Origin of the sequence: Bacillus sp. BML-BC051 (assembly GCF_019656175.1) — a bacterium.
Classification (GTDB): Bacteria; Bacillota; Bacilli; order Bacillales; family Bacillaceae_G; genus Bacillus_A; species Bacillus_A mobilis.
In genome coordinates this window covers 14346-30792 of the sequence record NZ_BPLI01000051.1, presented here as the reverse complement: position 1 = coordinate 30792, position 16447 = coordinate 14346, and the positions used below count along the sequence as shown (strand labels likewise).

General features: G+C 36.9%; 19 protein-coding genes and 1 riboswitch. Of the genes, 1 reads left to right on the top strand and 18 read right to left on the bottom strand.

Annotation, left to right across the window (positions count from 1 at the left end; all coding sequences use genetic code 11):
* Positions 1–312 precede the first annotated feature (312 nt).
* From sufB to K5S59_RS20145, 16 genes are all read right to left on the bottom strand, one after another.
* Positions 313–1710 (bottom strand): Fe-S cluster assembly protein SufB, encoded by a 1398-nt coding sequence (gene sufB, locus K5S59_RS20220; protein ID WP_001118824.1) that lies wholly within the window; start codon positions 1708–1710, stop codon positions 313–315.
* Positions 1711–1758: 48 nt separating this feature from the next.
* Positions 1759–2190, bottom strand: coding sequence for a Fe-S cluster assembly sulfur transfer protein SufU (gene sufU, locus K5S59_RS20215; RefSeq protein ID WP_000009521.1), 432 nt, complete (start codon positions 2188–2190; stop codon positions 1759–1761).
* Positions 2180–3400: a cysteine desulfurase SufS gene (gene sufS / locus K5S59_RS20210; protein ID WP_001020767.1), complete on the bottom strand. Its 1221-nt coding sequence runs from the start codon at positions 3398–3400 to the stop codon at positions 2180–2182. The genes sufU and sufS overlap by 11 nt, the downstream gene beginning before the upstream one ends.
* Positions 3400–4692 carry a Fe-S cluster assembly protein SufD gene (gene sufD, locus K5S59_RS20205; RefSeq protein WP_000152177.1) on the bottom strand — a complete coding sequence of 431 codons (1293 nt, stop codon included), beginning with the start codon at positions 4690–4692 and terminating at the stop codon, positions 3400–3402. Before sufD ends, sufS begins: the two co-directional genes overlap by 1 nt.
* Positions 4693–4707: 15 nt before the next feature.
* A complete protein-coding gene (gene sufC / locus K5S59_RS20200; RefSeq protein ID WP_000929162.1) occupies positions 4708–5493 on the bottom strand; it encodes a Fe-S cluster assembly ATPase SufC in 786 nt (261 codons plus the stop codon).
* 238 nt (positions 5494–5731) lie between these two features.
* Complete coding sequence (gene metQ / locus K5S59_RS20195; RefSeq protein WP_000722402.1) at positions 5732–6538, bottom strand: methionine ABC transporter substrate-binding lipoprotein MetQ; 807 nt, start codon at positions 6536–6538, stop codon at positions 5732–5734.
* A gap of 71 nt (positions 6539–6609) precedes the next feature.
* Positions 6610–7422 carry a methionine ABC transporter substrate-binding lipoprotein MetQ gene (gene metQ / locus K5S59_RS20190; protein WP_000735101.1) on the bottom strand — a complete coding sequence of 271 codons (813 nt, stop codon included), beginning with the start codon at positions 7420–7422 and terminating at the stop codon, positions 6610–6612.
* A 23-nt stretch (positions 7423–7445) separates the two neighbouring features.
* Positions 7446–8111 (bottom strand): methionine ABC transporter permease, encoded by a 666-nt coding sequence (locus K5S59_RS20185; protein ID WP_000359546.1) that lies wholly within the window; start codon positions 8109–8111, stop codon positions 7446–7448.
* Entirely contained in the window at positions 8104–9129 is a 1026-nt protein-coding gene (locus K5S59_RS20180) for a methionine ABC transporter ATP-binding protein (RefSeq protein ID WP_120450974.1), read from the bottom strand. Before K5S59_RS20180 ends, K5S59_RS20185 begins: the two co-directional genes overlap by 8 nt.
* Positions 9130–9308: 179 nt before the next feature.
* Positions 9309–9416: riboswitch (SAM riboswitch) on the bottom strand.
* A 125-nt stretch (positions 9417–9541) separates the two neighbouring features.
* On the bottom strand, positions 9542–9886 hold the full coding sequence (locus tag K5S59_RS20175; RefSeq protein WP_000781217.1) for a hypothetical protein: 345 nt from the start codon (positions 9884–9886) through the stop codon (positions 9542–9544).
* Positions 9887–10040: 154 nt separating this feature from the next.
* The gene (locus K5S59_RS20170; RefSeq protein WP_002008881.1) at positions 10041–10349 is read right to left on the bottom strand and encodes a thioredoxin family protein; all 309 of its coding nucleotides are present in this window, start codon (positions 10347–10349) and stop codon (positions 10041–10043) included.
* Positions 10350–10352: 3 nt separating this feature from the next.
* Complete coding sequence (locus tag K5S59_RS20165; protein ID WP_000640866.1) at positions 10353–10697, bottom strand: toprim domain-containing protein; 345 nt, start codon at positions 10695–10697, stop codon at positions 10353–10355.
* Positions 10698–10953: 256 nt separating this feature from the next.
* Entirely contained in the window at positions 10954–11337 is a 384-nt protein-coding gene (gene gcvH / locus K5S59_RS20160; protein WP_000026896.1) for a glycine cleavage system protein GcvH, read from the bottom strand.
* A gap of 41 nt (positions 11338–11378) precedes the next feature.
* The gene (locus tag K5S59_RS20155; RefSeq protein ID WP_000218969.1) at positions 11379–11744 is read right to left on the bottom strand and encodes an arsenate reductase family protein; all 366 of its coding nucleotides are present in this window, start codon (positions 11742–11744) and stop codon (positions 11379–11381) included.
* 658 nt (positions 11745–12402) lie between these two features.
* Complete coding sequence (locus K5S59_RS20150) at positions 12403–12645, bottom strand: DUF3937 family protein (RefSeq protein WP_000475833.1); 243 nt, start codon at positions 12643–12645, stop codon at positions 12403–12405.
* 242 nt (positions 12646–12887) lie between these two features.
* Positions 12888–13415 (bottom strand): hypothetical protein, encoded by a 528-nt coding sequence (locus K5S59_RS20145; RefSeq protein WP_000826878.1) that lies wholly within the window; start codon positions 13413–13415, stop codon positions 12888–12890.
* 143 nt (positions 13416–13558) lie between these two features.
* Between K5S59_RS20145 and K5S59_RS20140 the strand changes: the two genes are divergently transcribed.
* Positions 13559–14206 carry a phosphatase PAP2 family protein gene (locus K5S59_RS20140; protein ID WP_000713781.1) on the top strand — a complete coding sequence of 216 codons (648 nt, stop codon included), beginning with the start codon at positions 13559–13561 and terminating at the stop codon, positions 14204–14206.
* Positions 14207–14272: 66 nt separating this feature from the next.
* On the opposite strand, the gene K5S59_RS20135 is transcribed toward K5S59_RS20140, so the two are convergent.
* Entirely contained in the window at positions 14273–15286 is a 1014-nt protein-coding gene (locus K5S59_RS20135) for a PTS sugar transporter subunit IIC (protein ID WP_000666176.1), read from the bottom strand.
* Positions 15287–15308: 22 nt separating this feature from the next.
* Complete coding sequence (locus K5S59_RS20130; protein ID WP_002073437.1) at positions 15309–16259, bottom strand: L-lactate dehydrogenase; 951 nt, start codon at positions 16257–16259, stop codon at positions 15309–15311.
* Positions 16260–16447: the final 188 nt, after the last annotated feature.

Below are 16447 nucleotides of genomic sequence, written 5' to 3'. Positions count from 1 at the left end.
GTCGATAAGTCGATATTCCTTGTCGAATCGTCGATATATTGAAATAATCGCTGATATATTTAACTGAACACCCGACTAGGTATCTCAGCCTGACCTGAACTAAACTGAATCGATCCCAGCACAACATAAAAAAGCGCCCTGCATAGCAGGGCGCTTCCACTTTATATATTATCCAGTTCCAGCGGCTAGAATGTTCGGTGGCTTCACTTCTTCCTATGAGGCAAAAAGCGCCTCTACGTCAGAAGCTCCATCCCCCTCACATTCTGAACGAGCCGCTTCCACTTTAAATATTTTCCAGCTCCGCATTTCTATTTAACCAATAGAACCTTCCATCTCAAACTTGATTAGGCGGTTCATTTCAACTGCGTATTCCATTGGAAGTTCGCGAGTGAATGGCTCGATGAAGCCCATTACGATCATTTCTGTAGCTTCTTGCTCAGAAATACCGCGGCTCATTAGGTAGAATAATTGTTCTTCTGATACTTTTGATACTTTCGCTTCGTGCTCAAGTGAAACGTAATCGTTTTTGATTTCGTTATAAGGAATTGTATCAGATGTAGATTGGTTATCCATGATTAACGTGTCACACTCGATGTTAGAGCGAGAGTTTTTCGCTTTTGGTCCGAAGTGTACGATACCACGGTAAGTTACTTTACCACCATGCTTCGCAATCGATTTAGAAACGATTGTTGAAGACGTGTTTGGTGCTAAGTGAATCATTTTCGCACCAGCATCTTGGTGTTGGCCTTTACCAGCAATCGCGATAGATAATGTTAAACCACGAGCGCCTTCGCCTTTTAAGATAACTGCTGGGTATTTCATCGTTAATTTAGATCCGATGTTACCGTCAATCCATTCCATCGTTGCGTTTTCTTCACAAACCGCACGTTTTGTAACTAGGTTATATACATTGTTCGCCCAGTTTTGGATTGTTGTATAACGGCAATATGCATCTTTCTTAATGATGATTTCTACTACCGCACTGTGAAGTGAGTTAGTCGTGTAAACAGGTGCTGTACAACCTTCTACGTAGTGTACGTGTGCGCCTTCGTCTACGATGATAAGCGTACGCTCAAATTGTCCCATATTTTCAGAGTTAATACGGAAATACGCTTGAAGTGGTGTATCCACTTTAATACCTTTTGGAACGTAGATGAATGATCCACCAGACCAAACTGCAGAGTTTAATGCAGAGAATTTGTTGTCTGTTGGTGGGATTACTTTTCCGAAATGCTCACGGAAAATATCTTCGTTCTCTTTTAATGCGCTATCTGTATCTTTGAAGACGATTCCTAGAGCTTCTAGGTCTTCTTTCATGTTGTGGTATACAACTTCAGATTCGTACTGTGCAGATACACCAGCTAAATATTTTTGCTCAGCTTCTGGAATACCTAATTTATCAAATGTTGCTTTAATTTCATCAGGTACTTCATCCCAAGACTTCTCAGATTTCTCAGATGGTTTTACGTAGTACGTAATTTCATCAAAATCTAAGTCGTTTAAGTCGCCGCCCCATTGTGGCATTGGCATTTCATAGAACTTATCCAGTGATTTTAAACGGAAGTCTAACATCCACTGTGGTTCTTCTTTCATACGTGAAATCTCTTCAACGATCTCTTTTGTTAAACCGCGTCCAGCACGGAAAATCGAAACGTCTTTGTCTTTGAAACCATATTTATAATCGCCGATATCTGGCAGTTGCTTCGCCATGTTGGTGTGTCCCTCCTTAAATAACCTCATTTTTAGGAACCTTTAACATTACTTATCTTCGTTTAAGCCCTTTTCTAACGCTTTCCACGCTAATGTTGCACATTTAATACGTGCAGGGAACTTGCATACGCCTTGTAATGCTTCAATATCTCCTAAATCGATGCTGTCATCGTACTCTTTTCCTAGCATCATGTCAGAGAAAATTTTAGAAAGCTGAAGTGCCTCTTCAATTTTCTTACCTTTTACTGCTTGTGTCATCATTGAAGCTGAAGACATTGAAATAGAACATCCTTCTCCTTCAAACTTCGCTTCTTGCACAATACCTTCTGCCACTTTCATCGTAAGTTGAATACGATCGCCGCAAGTTGGATTGTTCAAGTTAACTGTAACACTATCTTCTAACACGCCATGGTTACGAGGATTTTTATAATGATCCATAATAACTTGACGATATAACGTATCTAAATTATTAAATGACATTTGTGAAATACTCCTTTGTCTTGATTAGCGATTCAACAAATGTATCAATTTCTTCTTTTGTATTATATAAATAGAAGCTCGCACGTGCTGTAGAAGAAGCTTTCAGCCACTTCATAAGCGGTTGTGCACAGTGGTGTCCTGCACGAACCGCAATGCCTTCTACATCTAATACTGTCGCTACATCGTGAGGATGTACGTCTTCAATATTAAATGTAACAAGACCAGCGCGATGCTTTGGACCATAAATTGTAACGCCATCTACTTCTGATAGTCTTTCTAAAGCATATTGCGCTAATTCATGTTCATGCTTTTCAATATTATCAAGACCGATTTCTTCTAGGAAATCAATTGCCGCTCCAAGTCCGATTGCATTACCGATAATCGGCGTACCTGCTTCAAACTTCCACGGAAGCTCTTTCCACGTAGATTCTTGTAAATCTACGAAATCAATCATTTCACCGCCAAATTCAATTGGCTCCATATTGTTTAGCAATTCTTTTTTACCATATAATACGCCGATACCTGTAGGTCCGCACATCTTATGAGCAGATAATGCGTAGAAATCGCAGTTTAAATCTTGTACATCCACTTTCATATGAGGTGTACTTTGTGCACCGTCAACGACCATAATTGCGCCATTTTCGTGTGCGATTGCTCCGATTTCTTTTACAGGGTTAATCGTTCCAAGCACGTTTGAAACTTGCATAATAGAAACGATTTTTGTATTCGGTGTAACTGTTTGACGAACATCTTCTAAAGAAATTGTACCGTCTGGTTGAAGCGGAAGGTATTTTAAAGTTGCACCAGTTTTCTTCGCAACTTGTTGCCACGGAATGATGTTACTATGGTGCTCCATGTAAGAAATAACGATTTCATCGCCTTCTTTTACATTTTCAAGACCATAGCTAGCCGCTACTGTATTTAATGCAGTTGTCGTTCCGCGCGTGAAAATAATCTCTTCCATTGATTTCGCGTTAATAAACTTGCGAACTTTCTCGCGTGCACCTTCATACGCATCAGTAGCTTTCGTACCGAGCGTATGAACACCGCGATGCACGTTAGAGTTATATTCTTTATAGTAACGTTCTAACGTTTCAATGACTTGAATTGGTTTTTGAGAAGTTGCTGCACTATCGAAATATACAAGTTGTTTGCCGTTCACTTTTTGATCAAGAATTGGAAACTGTTTGCGTATTTCATGAATATTCATTAGCGAACTTTCCTTTCAATTACCTCAACAAGCTGTGCTTTTACTCCTTCAATTGGAAGCTCATTTACTACAGGTGCTAAGAATCCATGGATGACTAAACGTTCTGCTTCGCGTTTTGGAATACCACGGCTCATCAAGTAGTATAATTGGTACGGATCTACGCGGCCTACTGAAGCTGCGTGACCTGCCATTACATCATCTTCGTCGATTAAAAGAATTGGGTTTGCATCCCCACGAGCTTTCTCATCTAACATAAGAACGCGAGAAGATTGTTGTGCATTTGATTTAGATGCACCGTGTTCAATCTTGCCAATTCCGTTAAAAATAGATGTTGCACTATCTTTTTGTACACCGTGTTTTAAAATCCAACCTTCAGAGTGTTTACCGAAGTGAACAACTTTAGTTGTAAAGTTTTGTGTTTGGTTACCACGGCCAATTGTTACTGTTTTCGTATCAGCATATGAACCGTCGCCCATTAAGTTTGTAACGTTCTCTGAAATTGTGTTTCCGTCATTCATAAGGCCTAGAGCCCAATCAATGCGGCCGTCGCGTCCTACAACACCGCGGCGGTTAACGTAAGTTGTTACGTCTTTTGCTAATAGATCAACCGCACCGAATTTCACTTGTGCGCCTTGTTCCACGATTACTTCTGCTACGATATTTGCAATACCTTTAGCATTTTCATTTGCAACGTAGTTTTCTACATAAGTTGCAGTACTGTTCGCATCAGCTACGAATAATACGTGGTTATATACGTTAGCTTCTTCGCCGTCTACTAAGAATACAGCTTGAAGTGGAGTTTCAAGAACAACGTTTTTCGGAACATATACGAATGCACCGCCGTTGATTAATGCAGCATGAAGTGCAGTTAAACGATGCTCGTCTACCTTCACGCCGTCTTTCATTAAATACTTTTGTAATAGTTCAGCATGCTCTGTTGCAGCTGTTACGATGTCTGTAAAAATAACACCTTTTTCTTTTGCTTCGTCTGCTAAAGAAACAAACGCAGTTGTACCAGTACGTTGCACTAATACGCTGTTATTTTCATCGATTAAGTTTTTCACTGCTTCTGGAAGCTCAGTTAAAGAACTTACAGGCTCTTGCTTAGCAGCGTCGCCTTTTCCGATAAAGTCCCATTTTTCAATTTTCGTTTTATCAGGCGTTGGCATTGGAAGTTCAGTTGCTTGTGCAAGAGCTTGTAAGCGGAACTCAGTCAACCAAGCAGCTTCGTTTACTTCGCTTGCGCGCTGACGGATTGTTTCTTGATCGAAAGGTAATGTACCGATTGTCATGTTTATGCTCCTCTCTTACGCTTCTTGCTCTGCTGTTTCGTCTTCAATACCTAATTCTTTTTTAATCCAGTCGTAACCTTCAGCTTCTAGACGTTGTGCAAGCTCAGGGCCACCAGATTTAACGATACGACCGTTCATCATAACGTGAACGAAGTCTGGAGTGATGTAGTTTAATAGACGTTGGTAATGCGTAATCATTAGGCAACCGAACTCTTCGCCGCGCATTTGGTTAATACCTTTAGATACAACTTTTAATGCATCGATATCAAGACCTGAGTCGATTTCGTCTAAGATTGCGATTTTTGGCTCAATCATCATTAATTGAAGAATTTCGTTACGTTTTTTCTCTCCACCAGAGAAACCTTCGTTTAAGTAACGTTGTGCCATTTCTGGATCCATTTCTAGGAATTCCATGTTTTTATCTAATGTACGGATAAATTTCATAAGAGAAATTTCATCGCCCTCTTCACGACGTGCATTAATTGCAGAACGTAAGAAGTCAGCGTTTGTTACTCCGCTAATTTCACTTGGATATTGCATTGCTAGGAATAGACCTGCTTGTGCGCGCTCGTCTACTTCCATTTCTAATACATCTTCACCGTCGATGATGATGCTACCTTCTGTTACTTCATACTTTGGGTGACCCATAATCGCAGAAGATAAAGTTGATTTACCTGTTCCGTTAGGTCCCATAATTGCGTGGATTTCTCCACCTTTTACTTCAAGGTTTACACCTTTTAAAATTTCTTTGCCATCAATTGATACGTGTAAGTCTTTAACCGTTAATGTAGAACCAGCCATCTCAATACCTCCATTAATCCTATATATACATTTTAAAAATTCCTAAAACGTTCATATTCTCATTTTATTCTCATTCTAATCTTATATCAAATAAAATGATATCGCAAACGACGAAAAAAAGTAACAATTTTTTCACAAATGTATATAAGTATTTCCCTTGCATCCTTATATGATACACCTTTCTTCTTATTTATATAAAGAAAAAAGGACTGGAAATTTTCCAGTCCTTTCCTTGTGTTTATTCACTTACCGGAAGTACAGCACCTTTATATTCTTTAGTAATAAAGTCTTGAATTTCTTTTGAATGCAATACTTCTACTAATTCTTTAATTTCTTTTTTCTTCTCGTCTCCTTTACGAACTGCAATAATATTTGCATACGGAGAGTCTGATCCTTCAATGGCAATTGCATCCTTTGTTGGATTTAATTTTGCATCAATTGCGTAGTTTGAATTAATAAATAAAGCATCGCCTTCATTATTTTCATACAGCTTTGGTGACAATCCAGGCTCTACATCTGTTTTAAACTTTAAGTTTTTCGGGTTTTCTACAACATCCTTTACTGTTGCCTTAACAACATCTACGCCATCTTTTAATTTAATAACTCCGCCTTTTTGTAATAATGCGAGCATACGGCCACGCTCCGCTACGTTATTACTCATAATAACTGTTCCGCCATCTGGCAAGTCTTTTAAACTTTTATATTTCTTAGAATAAATGCCCATTGGCTCTAAATGGATTTTTCCTGCGTTTACAATTTTATATCCCTTTTCTTGAATTTCTTTATCTAAGTAAGGGATGTGCTGGAAGTAGTTCGCATCAATTTCCTTATCCGCTAACGCTTTATTCGGCAACACATAATCTTGGAATTTTTTAATCTCTAATTTAATACCCTTTTTCTCTAATATCGGCTGTGCCTTTTCTAAAATAACAGCGTGCGGCACGTTAGAAGCTCCCACAACTAGCTTATTCTCTTCTTTCCCTCCGCAAGCAGCTAATGTAAATACAGACAGTGCTGTAACAACTGACAGTAGAATCTTTTTCATATGATGTCCCCTTCTCCCCTATAGTTATGTAGTTATAAAAAGAGCCGGCATACACCAGCCCTTTTCAGCAATTATTCTTTTACAGGAACAACCGCTCCTTTATATTCTTTAGTAATAAAGTCTTCGATTTCTTTAGAATGCAATACTTCTACAAGCTCTTTAATCGCTTTTTTATCTTTATCACCTTTACGAACCACTAATACGTTTGCGTATGGAGAATCATCGCCTTCAATTGCAATTGCATCTTTTTCTGGGTTTAATTTCGCATCAATTGCATAGTTCGAGTTAATTAAAACAGCGTCGCCTTCTTTATTGTTATACACTTGTGGCAACAAACCAGGCTCAATATCCGTTTTGAATTTTAAGTGTTTCGGATTATCTGCAATATCTTTTGGAGTTGCACTAACTGGATCTACTCCGTCTTTAATTTTTAAAATGCCTTCTTTTTGTAAAATTGCTAAGCCACGTCCATGGTCAGTAACGGAATTACTCATAATAATTGTTGCTCCGTCCGGAAGTTCTTTTAAGCTCTTATATTTTTGAGAATATACACCAATTGGCTCTAAATGAATTTTCCCTGCTATTTCAAAGTCATATTTTTTATCTTTCATTTCTTTTTCTAAATACGGAATGTGTTGGAAGTAGTTTGCATCTAAATCCTTATCCGCTAACGATTTATTTGGTAATACGTAGTCTTGGAATTTTTTAATTTCTAACTCAATTCCTTTTTTCTCTAATAAAGGTTTAGCCTTTTCTAAAATAACCGCATGCGGCACGTTAGAAGCCCCCACAACTAGTTTCTTTTCATCTTTATCTTTCCCGCCACAAGCAGCTAAACCAAAAATTGAAGTTGAAATAAGTGCTGTAAGTAATAATTTTTTCATTTGAAACATCCTCCCGTTTTTTATTATCGTTTATCTATTCGAGTCGTTACACGATCACCAATCCACTGAATGAAAAATACAACTAGTAATACACAAATTGTCGCAACGATTGTTACATCGTTATTTCCTCGCTGGAATCCTTCTAAATATGCAAGTGTTCCAAGGCCACCAGCACCAACAACCCCCGCCATTGCTGTATAGCCTACTAAAGCAATTGTCGTAACCGTAATACCAGATACTAATGCTGGTAACGATTCTGGAATTAATACTTTCAAAATAATTGTGCTTGTTTTTGCTCCCATTGCTTTTGAAGCTTCAATTACACCTTTATCAATTTCACGAAGTGCAATTTCAACCATTCTCGCGTAGAATGGTGCCGCTCCAATAATTAAAGCCGGCAGTGCTGCACTCGCTCCAAGAATTGTTCCAAGCAGAATCTTTGTGAATGGGATTAATAAAATGATTAAAATGATGAACGGTATCGAGCGGAAAATGTTTACGAACGCTCCAATCGCCGTGTTAACTGCTTTGTTTTCCCATAAATTATCTTTCGCTGTCATAAAGAGTAACAATCCTAAAATTAGTCCTAAAACAAATGTGGCAAGAGCTGCGATTGCCGTCATATATAACGTTTCACCAGTTGCTTCTAACATTTGATTCCAATCAATATTTGTGAGTAACTTATCCATGTGCAATCACCTCCAGCTCTACTTGATCTTGATGTATTCCCTCTATCGCTTGCTGGATCGCTGTTTCCTCACCATTTAAATGAACAACTAAAGTACCGTAAGAGCCGTTATTCGTTTGTGCGATATTTCCTTGCAAAATGCTAACTTCTATATCACTGCGTTGCATTAATCTTTGAAGTACTGGTCTTTCTACAGTCTCACCGATAAACTGCAAACGAACGACTTTACCATCTGGATACTTTTCAATTAAACTTTCAATCGTTTCATTTGTATCTTCAGAATCCGTTAACTGCTGTACAAATCGTTTCGTAATGTCTTTCTGCGGATTGCGGAATACATCAAGTACTGGACCCGTCTCTACAATCTTTCCTTTTTCCATTACCGCTACTCGATTACAAATCTTTCGAATCACGTGCATCTCGTGTGTAATGAGTACAATTGTTAAACCGAGACGCTTATTAATATCTAATAATAAATCTAAAATTTGATCTGTCGTTTCTGGATCAAGAGCTGATGTTGCTTCATCACATAAAAGCACTTGCGGGTTGTTAGCTAATGCTCTTGCAATACCAACGCGTTGCTTTTGTCCTCCGCTCAGCTGAGATGGATACGCATCTCCTCTTCCTTCTAATCCAACAAGATGAATTAGCTCATCAACGCGTTTTCTTCTCGCCGCCCTATTAACACCTGCGATTTCAAGTGGAAACTCGATATTTTCACGTACAGTTCGTGACCAAAGTAAGTTGAAATGCTGAAAAATCATTCCGATTTCTTGCCTTGCCTTACGAAGTTCACTTCCTGTAATTGCTGAAATCACACGATTTGCAATTGTAATTTGGCCTGAAGTTGGTTTCTCTAGCTGATTGAATAATCTGATTAACGAACTTTTCCCAGCGCCACTATATCCGATAACACCAAATATTTCACCTTTGTCTATTTTTAAATTGGCATTATCTACAGCAGTGACATCACCGCTTTTTGCTTTATATATTTTCTTTACATTCTCTAATAGAATCATGGTGTATCACCCCTTTTTTATTTGGATCGACTCCGCAATTTTTTATGTTTAATGCGTGTAGTCCACCGTTATCACCACTTTTATTATTTGAATGTCCTCCACATTCAAACAATAAAAAAACCTTTCCGCTTTAGAGAAGCAGAAAGGTTTATATGCGTATATAACAACATTATCCCTCTCTCTCATCTCTCAAAGCATTTGCTTTGCAGGAATTGGCACCATTTCAACATAAGTTGACGGTTGCCGGGCTTCACAGGGCACAGTCCCTCCACCTCTCTTGATAAGAGAAATCAGATTACATTTTCGTCTGATTTGTAATTTATGAAATTGTCTATATTTTATGAATTGAATTGTATCAATATCCACACACCATGTCAACAGAAATTTTCGTAAAAAATGAACCTTCAGAATTTTAAGCGCCTACTGACATCGGTTTACATATATGAAACATCGATTCAACTAATAGCATCGTTCGATACGTTCCTGAATATTGTACACGTCCATCGTTCATTAACATTTGCAACCTTACATTTCCGTTCACCAATTGTTTTACATCTTCTTCATCTACACAAACGATTTGTTCCGTTCCTCTTTCCTCATGTAGCAGCTCTATATAATCCCTTGAAATTTGTAGCGAACAACTTTCATCTCCAAAACGGAAATTAACAGTTTTTTCTCCTTGTCTTAAAAGCGGCTCTAAATGATATTGACCATTAGCGTAATTTACAAATGATTGTAGCAAAGAATATAATTTCACCCTAAATCACATCCTTCATATCACTTTCTATTACACATACCATTCCCTCTCACTAAAGAGCAATCCTGTTACTTTCGCTCGACAAATACTGTAACCACCCTGCATCTCGACATATTTCCCGAGAAATATGTCGAGGCGGCAAAAACTTTGCCGCCTACTTTAATTCCGTATATAAATATTCAACCGAATGAAATGCATATATCTTCTTCATGAGTGTCCCATTTTCAAAAACAAGTAAACACGGTACACTTTCGATTCCATACTCTTTCGCTAAATGCGGAGCATAATTTAAATCTAACATTCCAATTTTGAGGTCTTCAATTGTCATCTCAACAACTGTTAACATCTTTTTTGCTAATTGGCATGTTCCACACATTGGAGTATATACATATAACACTGTTTTTTCTTCGTTCTCTATTAGGGCTGTTGCTTCGGCTCCTGTCCAGTCAATCACTTCTATCATTCCTTACCGTAAATATTCTGTATAAACGTCAATGTCAGCTCCCCATAATACATTTGCTAAGTGTGAAGATGGCGCAGTTGCCACTTCTCGGTACGAGCGATCAATATAAATATGCTCAGCTTGCGGAAATTCTTTTCGAAACTGTTTCCTTAACTTTTCTCCAGCATCATCAGCATCCACTAGTACATACACTTCCTTATCAAAAAACTGATCAATGAGCTCATCCATTTTCGACAAACCAATTGTACCATTTGTACAAACAATTTCCACCGGTTCACGAATAATAGATTCAATCTTTCTTCTATCTGATTTACCTTCTACAATAATGACTTTTTCTACATAAATCATATGTCATCACCCGATCACCATATACTATACAACCTTTAACTTAGTATATATTATATTCGTTATTTTCATGTTGTTTCCTGTTTATTTTTGCAAAAGAAAAGCGCAAGCGGCTCGCTCAGATTACGAAGCCCCATGAAACCTTACCGAAAAACATTCATTCCCATAATAGCTTATTCAATTGCACCCGATTTTAAATGTATTATGTAACACAAAATAAAAAAGGACAGCACAAAGGCTGTCCTTTAGTCGACTATAATTAGTCTTGGTTTGTCATTTCTGCATATTTTTCTGCAGTTAATAACTTCTCAACTTGGCTTGCATCAGAAAGTTCAACTTTAACCATCCATGCACCCTCGTATGGAGATTCGTTAACAAGTTCTGGTTGGTCACTTAATTCTTCGTTTACTGCTACAACTTTACCACTTACAGGTGCGTATAACTCAGAAACTGTTTTAACAGATTCTACGCTTCCGAATGGCTCGTCAGCTTCGATTGTTGCACCTACTTCAGGAAGTTCAACGAATACGATATCGCCTAGCTCACCTTGTGCAAAGTGAGTAATACCGATAACAACTTCATTACCTTCAGTTTTTACCCATTCGTGTTCTTCAGAGTAACGTAAATTATTTGGAATGCTCATGACTGTACCTCCAGTGAATGTATTAATTATGTAAAAATACCTTATTGGTACTTTTTCCACACACTTTCAAACTGCTCTTCGTTAAAACCAAGTGTTACATTCGTTCCATTTGTTACGATTGGACGTTTAATCAACATGCCATCAGATGCTAAAAGCTCGTACATTTCGTCTTCACTTGCATCCTTTAACTTATCTTTCAGACCAAGTTCACGGTAACGCATTCCACTTGTATTAAAGAATTTTTTTAATGGTAATTCACTTTTTTCATGTAAATTACGTAAATCTTCTTTTGATGGTGGATTTTCAACAATATGAATCATCTCATATGCTACATCGTTTGCCTCAAACCATTTCTTTGCTTTTTGACATGTGCCACACTTTGGATATGAATAAAATGTTACTGTCATAAATTCACCTACTTTTTTACTAACCTTTACCTTTATCATATAGAAAACGTTTTATTATTTCAAACGATTATTCGCTAAACTTTTACTTATTTCGTGATAATTTTTAATAATCCTGCAAATTTTTCTTATTTTTCCGCCATTTGTTAAGAAAAAATAAATAATAAATTTCTTTAGATTCTTCTCTTATCACTCGCCGAACATATATCTTAAACAAACGTTTGATTAATTCCCTATTTTTCTTCATTAGCCCTTGATCTGCATCGACTTCTTCCTACCGAACATACATCTTAAACAAACGTTTGATTAACTCCTCATTTTTCTTTGTTAACCCTTGAGCCGTATCGATTTCTTCCTACCGAACATATACCTTAAACAAACGTTTGATTAATTCCCCATTTTTCTTTGTTAACCCTTGATCTGCATTGATTTCTTCCTACCGAACATATATCTTAAACAAACGTTTATTTAACCATTTCATCCTATAGTCACAAAACCTGGAAACACTTTACATGCCAAAGGCGTACAGATAAAGTGAAACTTTAATCAGTGGGGGTCTTACTGCCCATTAAAGCGGGATGAAAGGAATTAACGATTTTAGCCGTAATAATGAGAGTATTCCATGATATTGAAGAAATTACTGCAAAGAAAAAAGACGCATTTAAATGGATGCGTCTTTTGGCGATGTTTCTTTTGTGAAATCATATAAAGCAATTGCGCCTAAAATAACCAGTATACTTTCAGGGGCATCTAACAAAATAGTTCTCCAAGTTTCTGAGACTACCCATTTAATACCTGCCGCTGATTCAAGATATGTTTGAAAATAACTAATTGTAAAATCAATTACATATAAACATACTAGTAATGTTAGACCAAATCGAATTAATTTCTTGTTTTTAAACATATAACACCTCTCAAAATTCATTGGATATTTCTAATTTCAGTTCATTATATACAAAAATCCCTATATTTAATTTTAACACATAAAAATTCCAAATAAATACAATATGTACATTTGCATATTGTATTGACAGTATTCCATAATTTCGACTAGTAACCTCATAAACAATGGCATCATTTGAACCCACTATGTAACCGATTCCTGCATGTGAAATAAAGGAGAAGCCTCGTTTACAGGCTCCTTCTTCATCGACTCAAATAATCTGCAATTGTTTGAAATACTATGATATACATATTATGAATATTTTGATCCGAAACAGTATCATTATATAATCCCATACCCCAATATTGTCCCTCAGGATTCCCCATATTTACAAATCCTTGTGTATACATCATAGCTTCGTCCCTTGGGACATTGTCATAATCTAAATCTTTTTCAGTAAAAATCAAGTATGGCCGATCCTTTAGACCAATAAAAAATACCGGCTTCTTTAATGATAAAAATAAGTCCGTATACTGCTCCTTTGATGCTTCTTGAAAGTATTCTTTCATGACAAGAAATCCATCAACTTTTGCTGCTTTTTCCTGCATCTCTTCTAACTTCACATTTTCAAACTTTATATTCCTAAACGTATCTTTCGGCTTTTCTCCAATAACTCCAATTACGAGTGCTCTTCCGTTATATTCTAATTTCTCTCCTTCTTTATCCTTTGCACACCCAGTACCGACTAGGCATATCAATATAAAAAATAAGAAATACGATAAACGCTTCATATAGCACCCTCCCCTTCTTTTCAGTCAAGTGACAAAAACGTAAGGTTAATTCAAGAAAATGTAAGTAAAATCGATAGCTCAAATTACGTTTCTATATTATAATCAATTGAATTTACTTACATTACTAAACATAGGAGATTATCATGAAGAAATTTAAACTTTCATCTTTTCTTCCGTTAAGTTATATACTTCTACTCGTACTCGTAAGTCCCCTTTACGATGTATTAAATAAATCTACTGTACACGCAGTAGATGTCACAACTGTAGTAGATGATTGGATTCCATTTGTGAAAGCATTTATTATTCCTTATTTACTTTGGTTCCCTTACTTATACGGCGCACTTATTTATTATTGCTTTGCTAATCGAAAACAATATTATGTCACTTTAAGTAGTATCATTCTTGGAAAACTTGCTTGTTTTTCTATTTATTATTTTTGGCAGACAACTGTACCACGTCCAACAGTCGTTGGATCAGACGTATTTTCCGAACTAGTCCGCTATATTTATAGTATCGATCAACCGGTAAACTGTTTCCCTAGCATTCACGTACTTACTACCTTCGTCATTATGCTAGCTGCCTTTAAACGTAGAGAACAACATGCTTTTGAATATTATATCCTTATGTTCTTCGGTACGCTTATTATTTTATCAACGCTATTTACGAAGCAACACGCGTTTGTAGACGCCATCTCTGGAATGACGCTTGCAAGCATACTTTACTTCGGCGTTCAGTTATTATTAGCAAAAGAAACTGTACGTGTTCCAGTAAAACAAAATCATAAGATGTAACATAACAAAAAAGCAGACTATGGCTTCTACAGTCTGCTTTTCTCTATATAAAAGGAGATTTTCAATTTAAGATTGCGGTACAGTCATATCACCAGAGTGAATACGACCTGCTTTTTTAAGAGCAATGTAAAGTATATAAGAAACAGCTACTGGGATGATGATATAAGTGATTACCATCGCTGGGACAACTTCCCATCCTTCGCTAGAAATTAAATTAATTGGTGCGATAAGAGAACTTAATCCAAGACCTGCAATTTCTTTTCCTGCTTCCAGTTGGAAAATTAATGCGGATACTGGACCAACTATAGCACTGGCGACGACAGTTGGGACGAGAATCATTGGATTTTTAGTGATATTTGGCAACTGTACTTTCGGGGTACAAAGTGCTTGAGCTAATATGCCGCCTAAATTATTTTCTTTCGCTGAGATAACAGAGAATCCGATAAACTGAGCAACACAGCCTGCAAGAGCAGCACCACCTGCAACACCGTCTAAGCTAAGCGCAATCGCTAACGCAGCTGATGAAGCTGGAGAGATAAGTAATAGTCCCCAAACGACTGCAATGACGATAGATGCAATAAACGGGCTACCAGCTGAGCTATCTTTAATAAACGCTCCAACTGTATTTAACACAGGAGTAATATTATGAGATAACCAAATACCGACTAAACCAGAACCTAATATGGCCGCAAATGGAACGAGCATCATATCTAACGCAGTTTTTCCACTTAAACGTTTACCAATATATACAGCTAAAGTCGCTGTTAATAATGCACCGATTGGCTCACCTGTTTTAATAATTAGACCTGCTTCAGTAATTGAAATGGATCCAGCACCAATCGCTCCAGCTACCATAGCCGAGAAGATTACAAGACCATTTGCACCGAGCATAAAAGCAATTCCGGCACCAATGGCTGGTGCCATAAGTGATTTTGCAACAACTCCGATTGTAATAAGCAACGGAATATCAACAATTCTTCCTATATTTTCGATTAGTAAACCAATTCCAAGGGATACGAAAATACCTTGTGCGATTCCAGCAGATGCTTTAAATACACGAGACATTATATATTCCTTCATTTGTTTCACCTTCTCCTATAAGTTAGTAACCAATTGTTTTCATATAATCACGTAAAATATCGTTTGATTTTGCGAATCGAGATTCTTCATCCTCTGTTAAGTTTAGTTCTACAATTTCTTTTATACCGTCTCTAGTAATAATAGCTGGTACTCCTGTGCAAATATCATATTCACCGTACTCACCATCTAAAATAGCTGATACAGCAATGACACGGTGATCATCGTTAAATATTGAGCTCGCAATATATGCTAGAGAATTTCCGATTCCGTAATAAGTAGTTCCTTTACGTTTATAAATTTCCCATCCAGCTTTTGCAGTCTTCTCAACGATTTCATCTAAATCTATTTCACCAAATTTGTCTTTTTTCTCTTCTAAAATTTGTAGAATTGGCTTTCCACCAACAGTTACGTGAGACCAAGCAACCATTTGAGAATCACCATGTTCTCCTAATGAATACCCATGAATACTACGAGGATCTACATGTAACATTTCAGATAAAATTGTTCGTAAGCGAGAAGAATCTAGTGATGTACCAGTGCCGATTACACGATTTCTAGGTAATCCAGATAATTTCCACACTTCATATGTAATAATATCAACTGGGTTCGATGCAAGTAAGAAAATACCATCAAATCCACTTTCCATTACGCCGCCAACAACACTTTCCATAATCTTCGCACTCGCTCCTAAAGTATCTAAGCGACTTTGCCCAGGCTTTGGTGCTGGTCCTGCTGTAATAATAACGATGTCCATATCTTTGCAGTCTTCATAGCTTCCTGCATATACTTTTGTTCTTGTATTTGTAAAGTTAATGCAATGTGATAAATCCATTGCTTCCCCAACTGCACGTTCATGATTTATATCAATTAATAATAGCTCTTCGCAAATGCCTTGATTCACAATGGAATATGCACAACTTGATCCAACTAATCCAGTACCGATAATTGCAATTTTTCTTGTATTTCTTTTCATAGCAATCTCTCCTAATTAATCATATAATCTATTTCTTTTGTTCTTTACACTCCTAATTATAGAGATTCCCACGATAGAAACCATGGATACTTTGTGAAATATTGAACAAACTTTTGTCCTTTTTGTGAATTGTTATATTCCATTTTCGTCATATTTGTTACAACTGGAAAAATATTTATTATGTATTT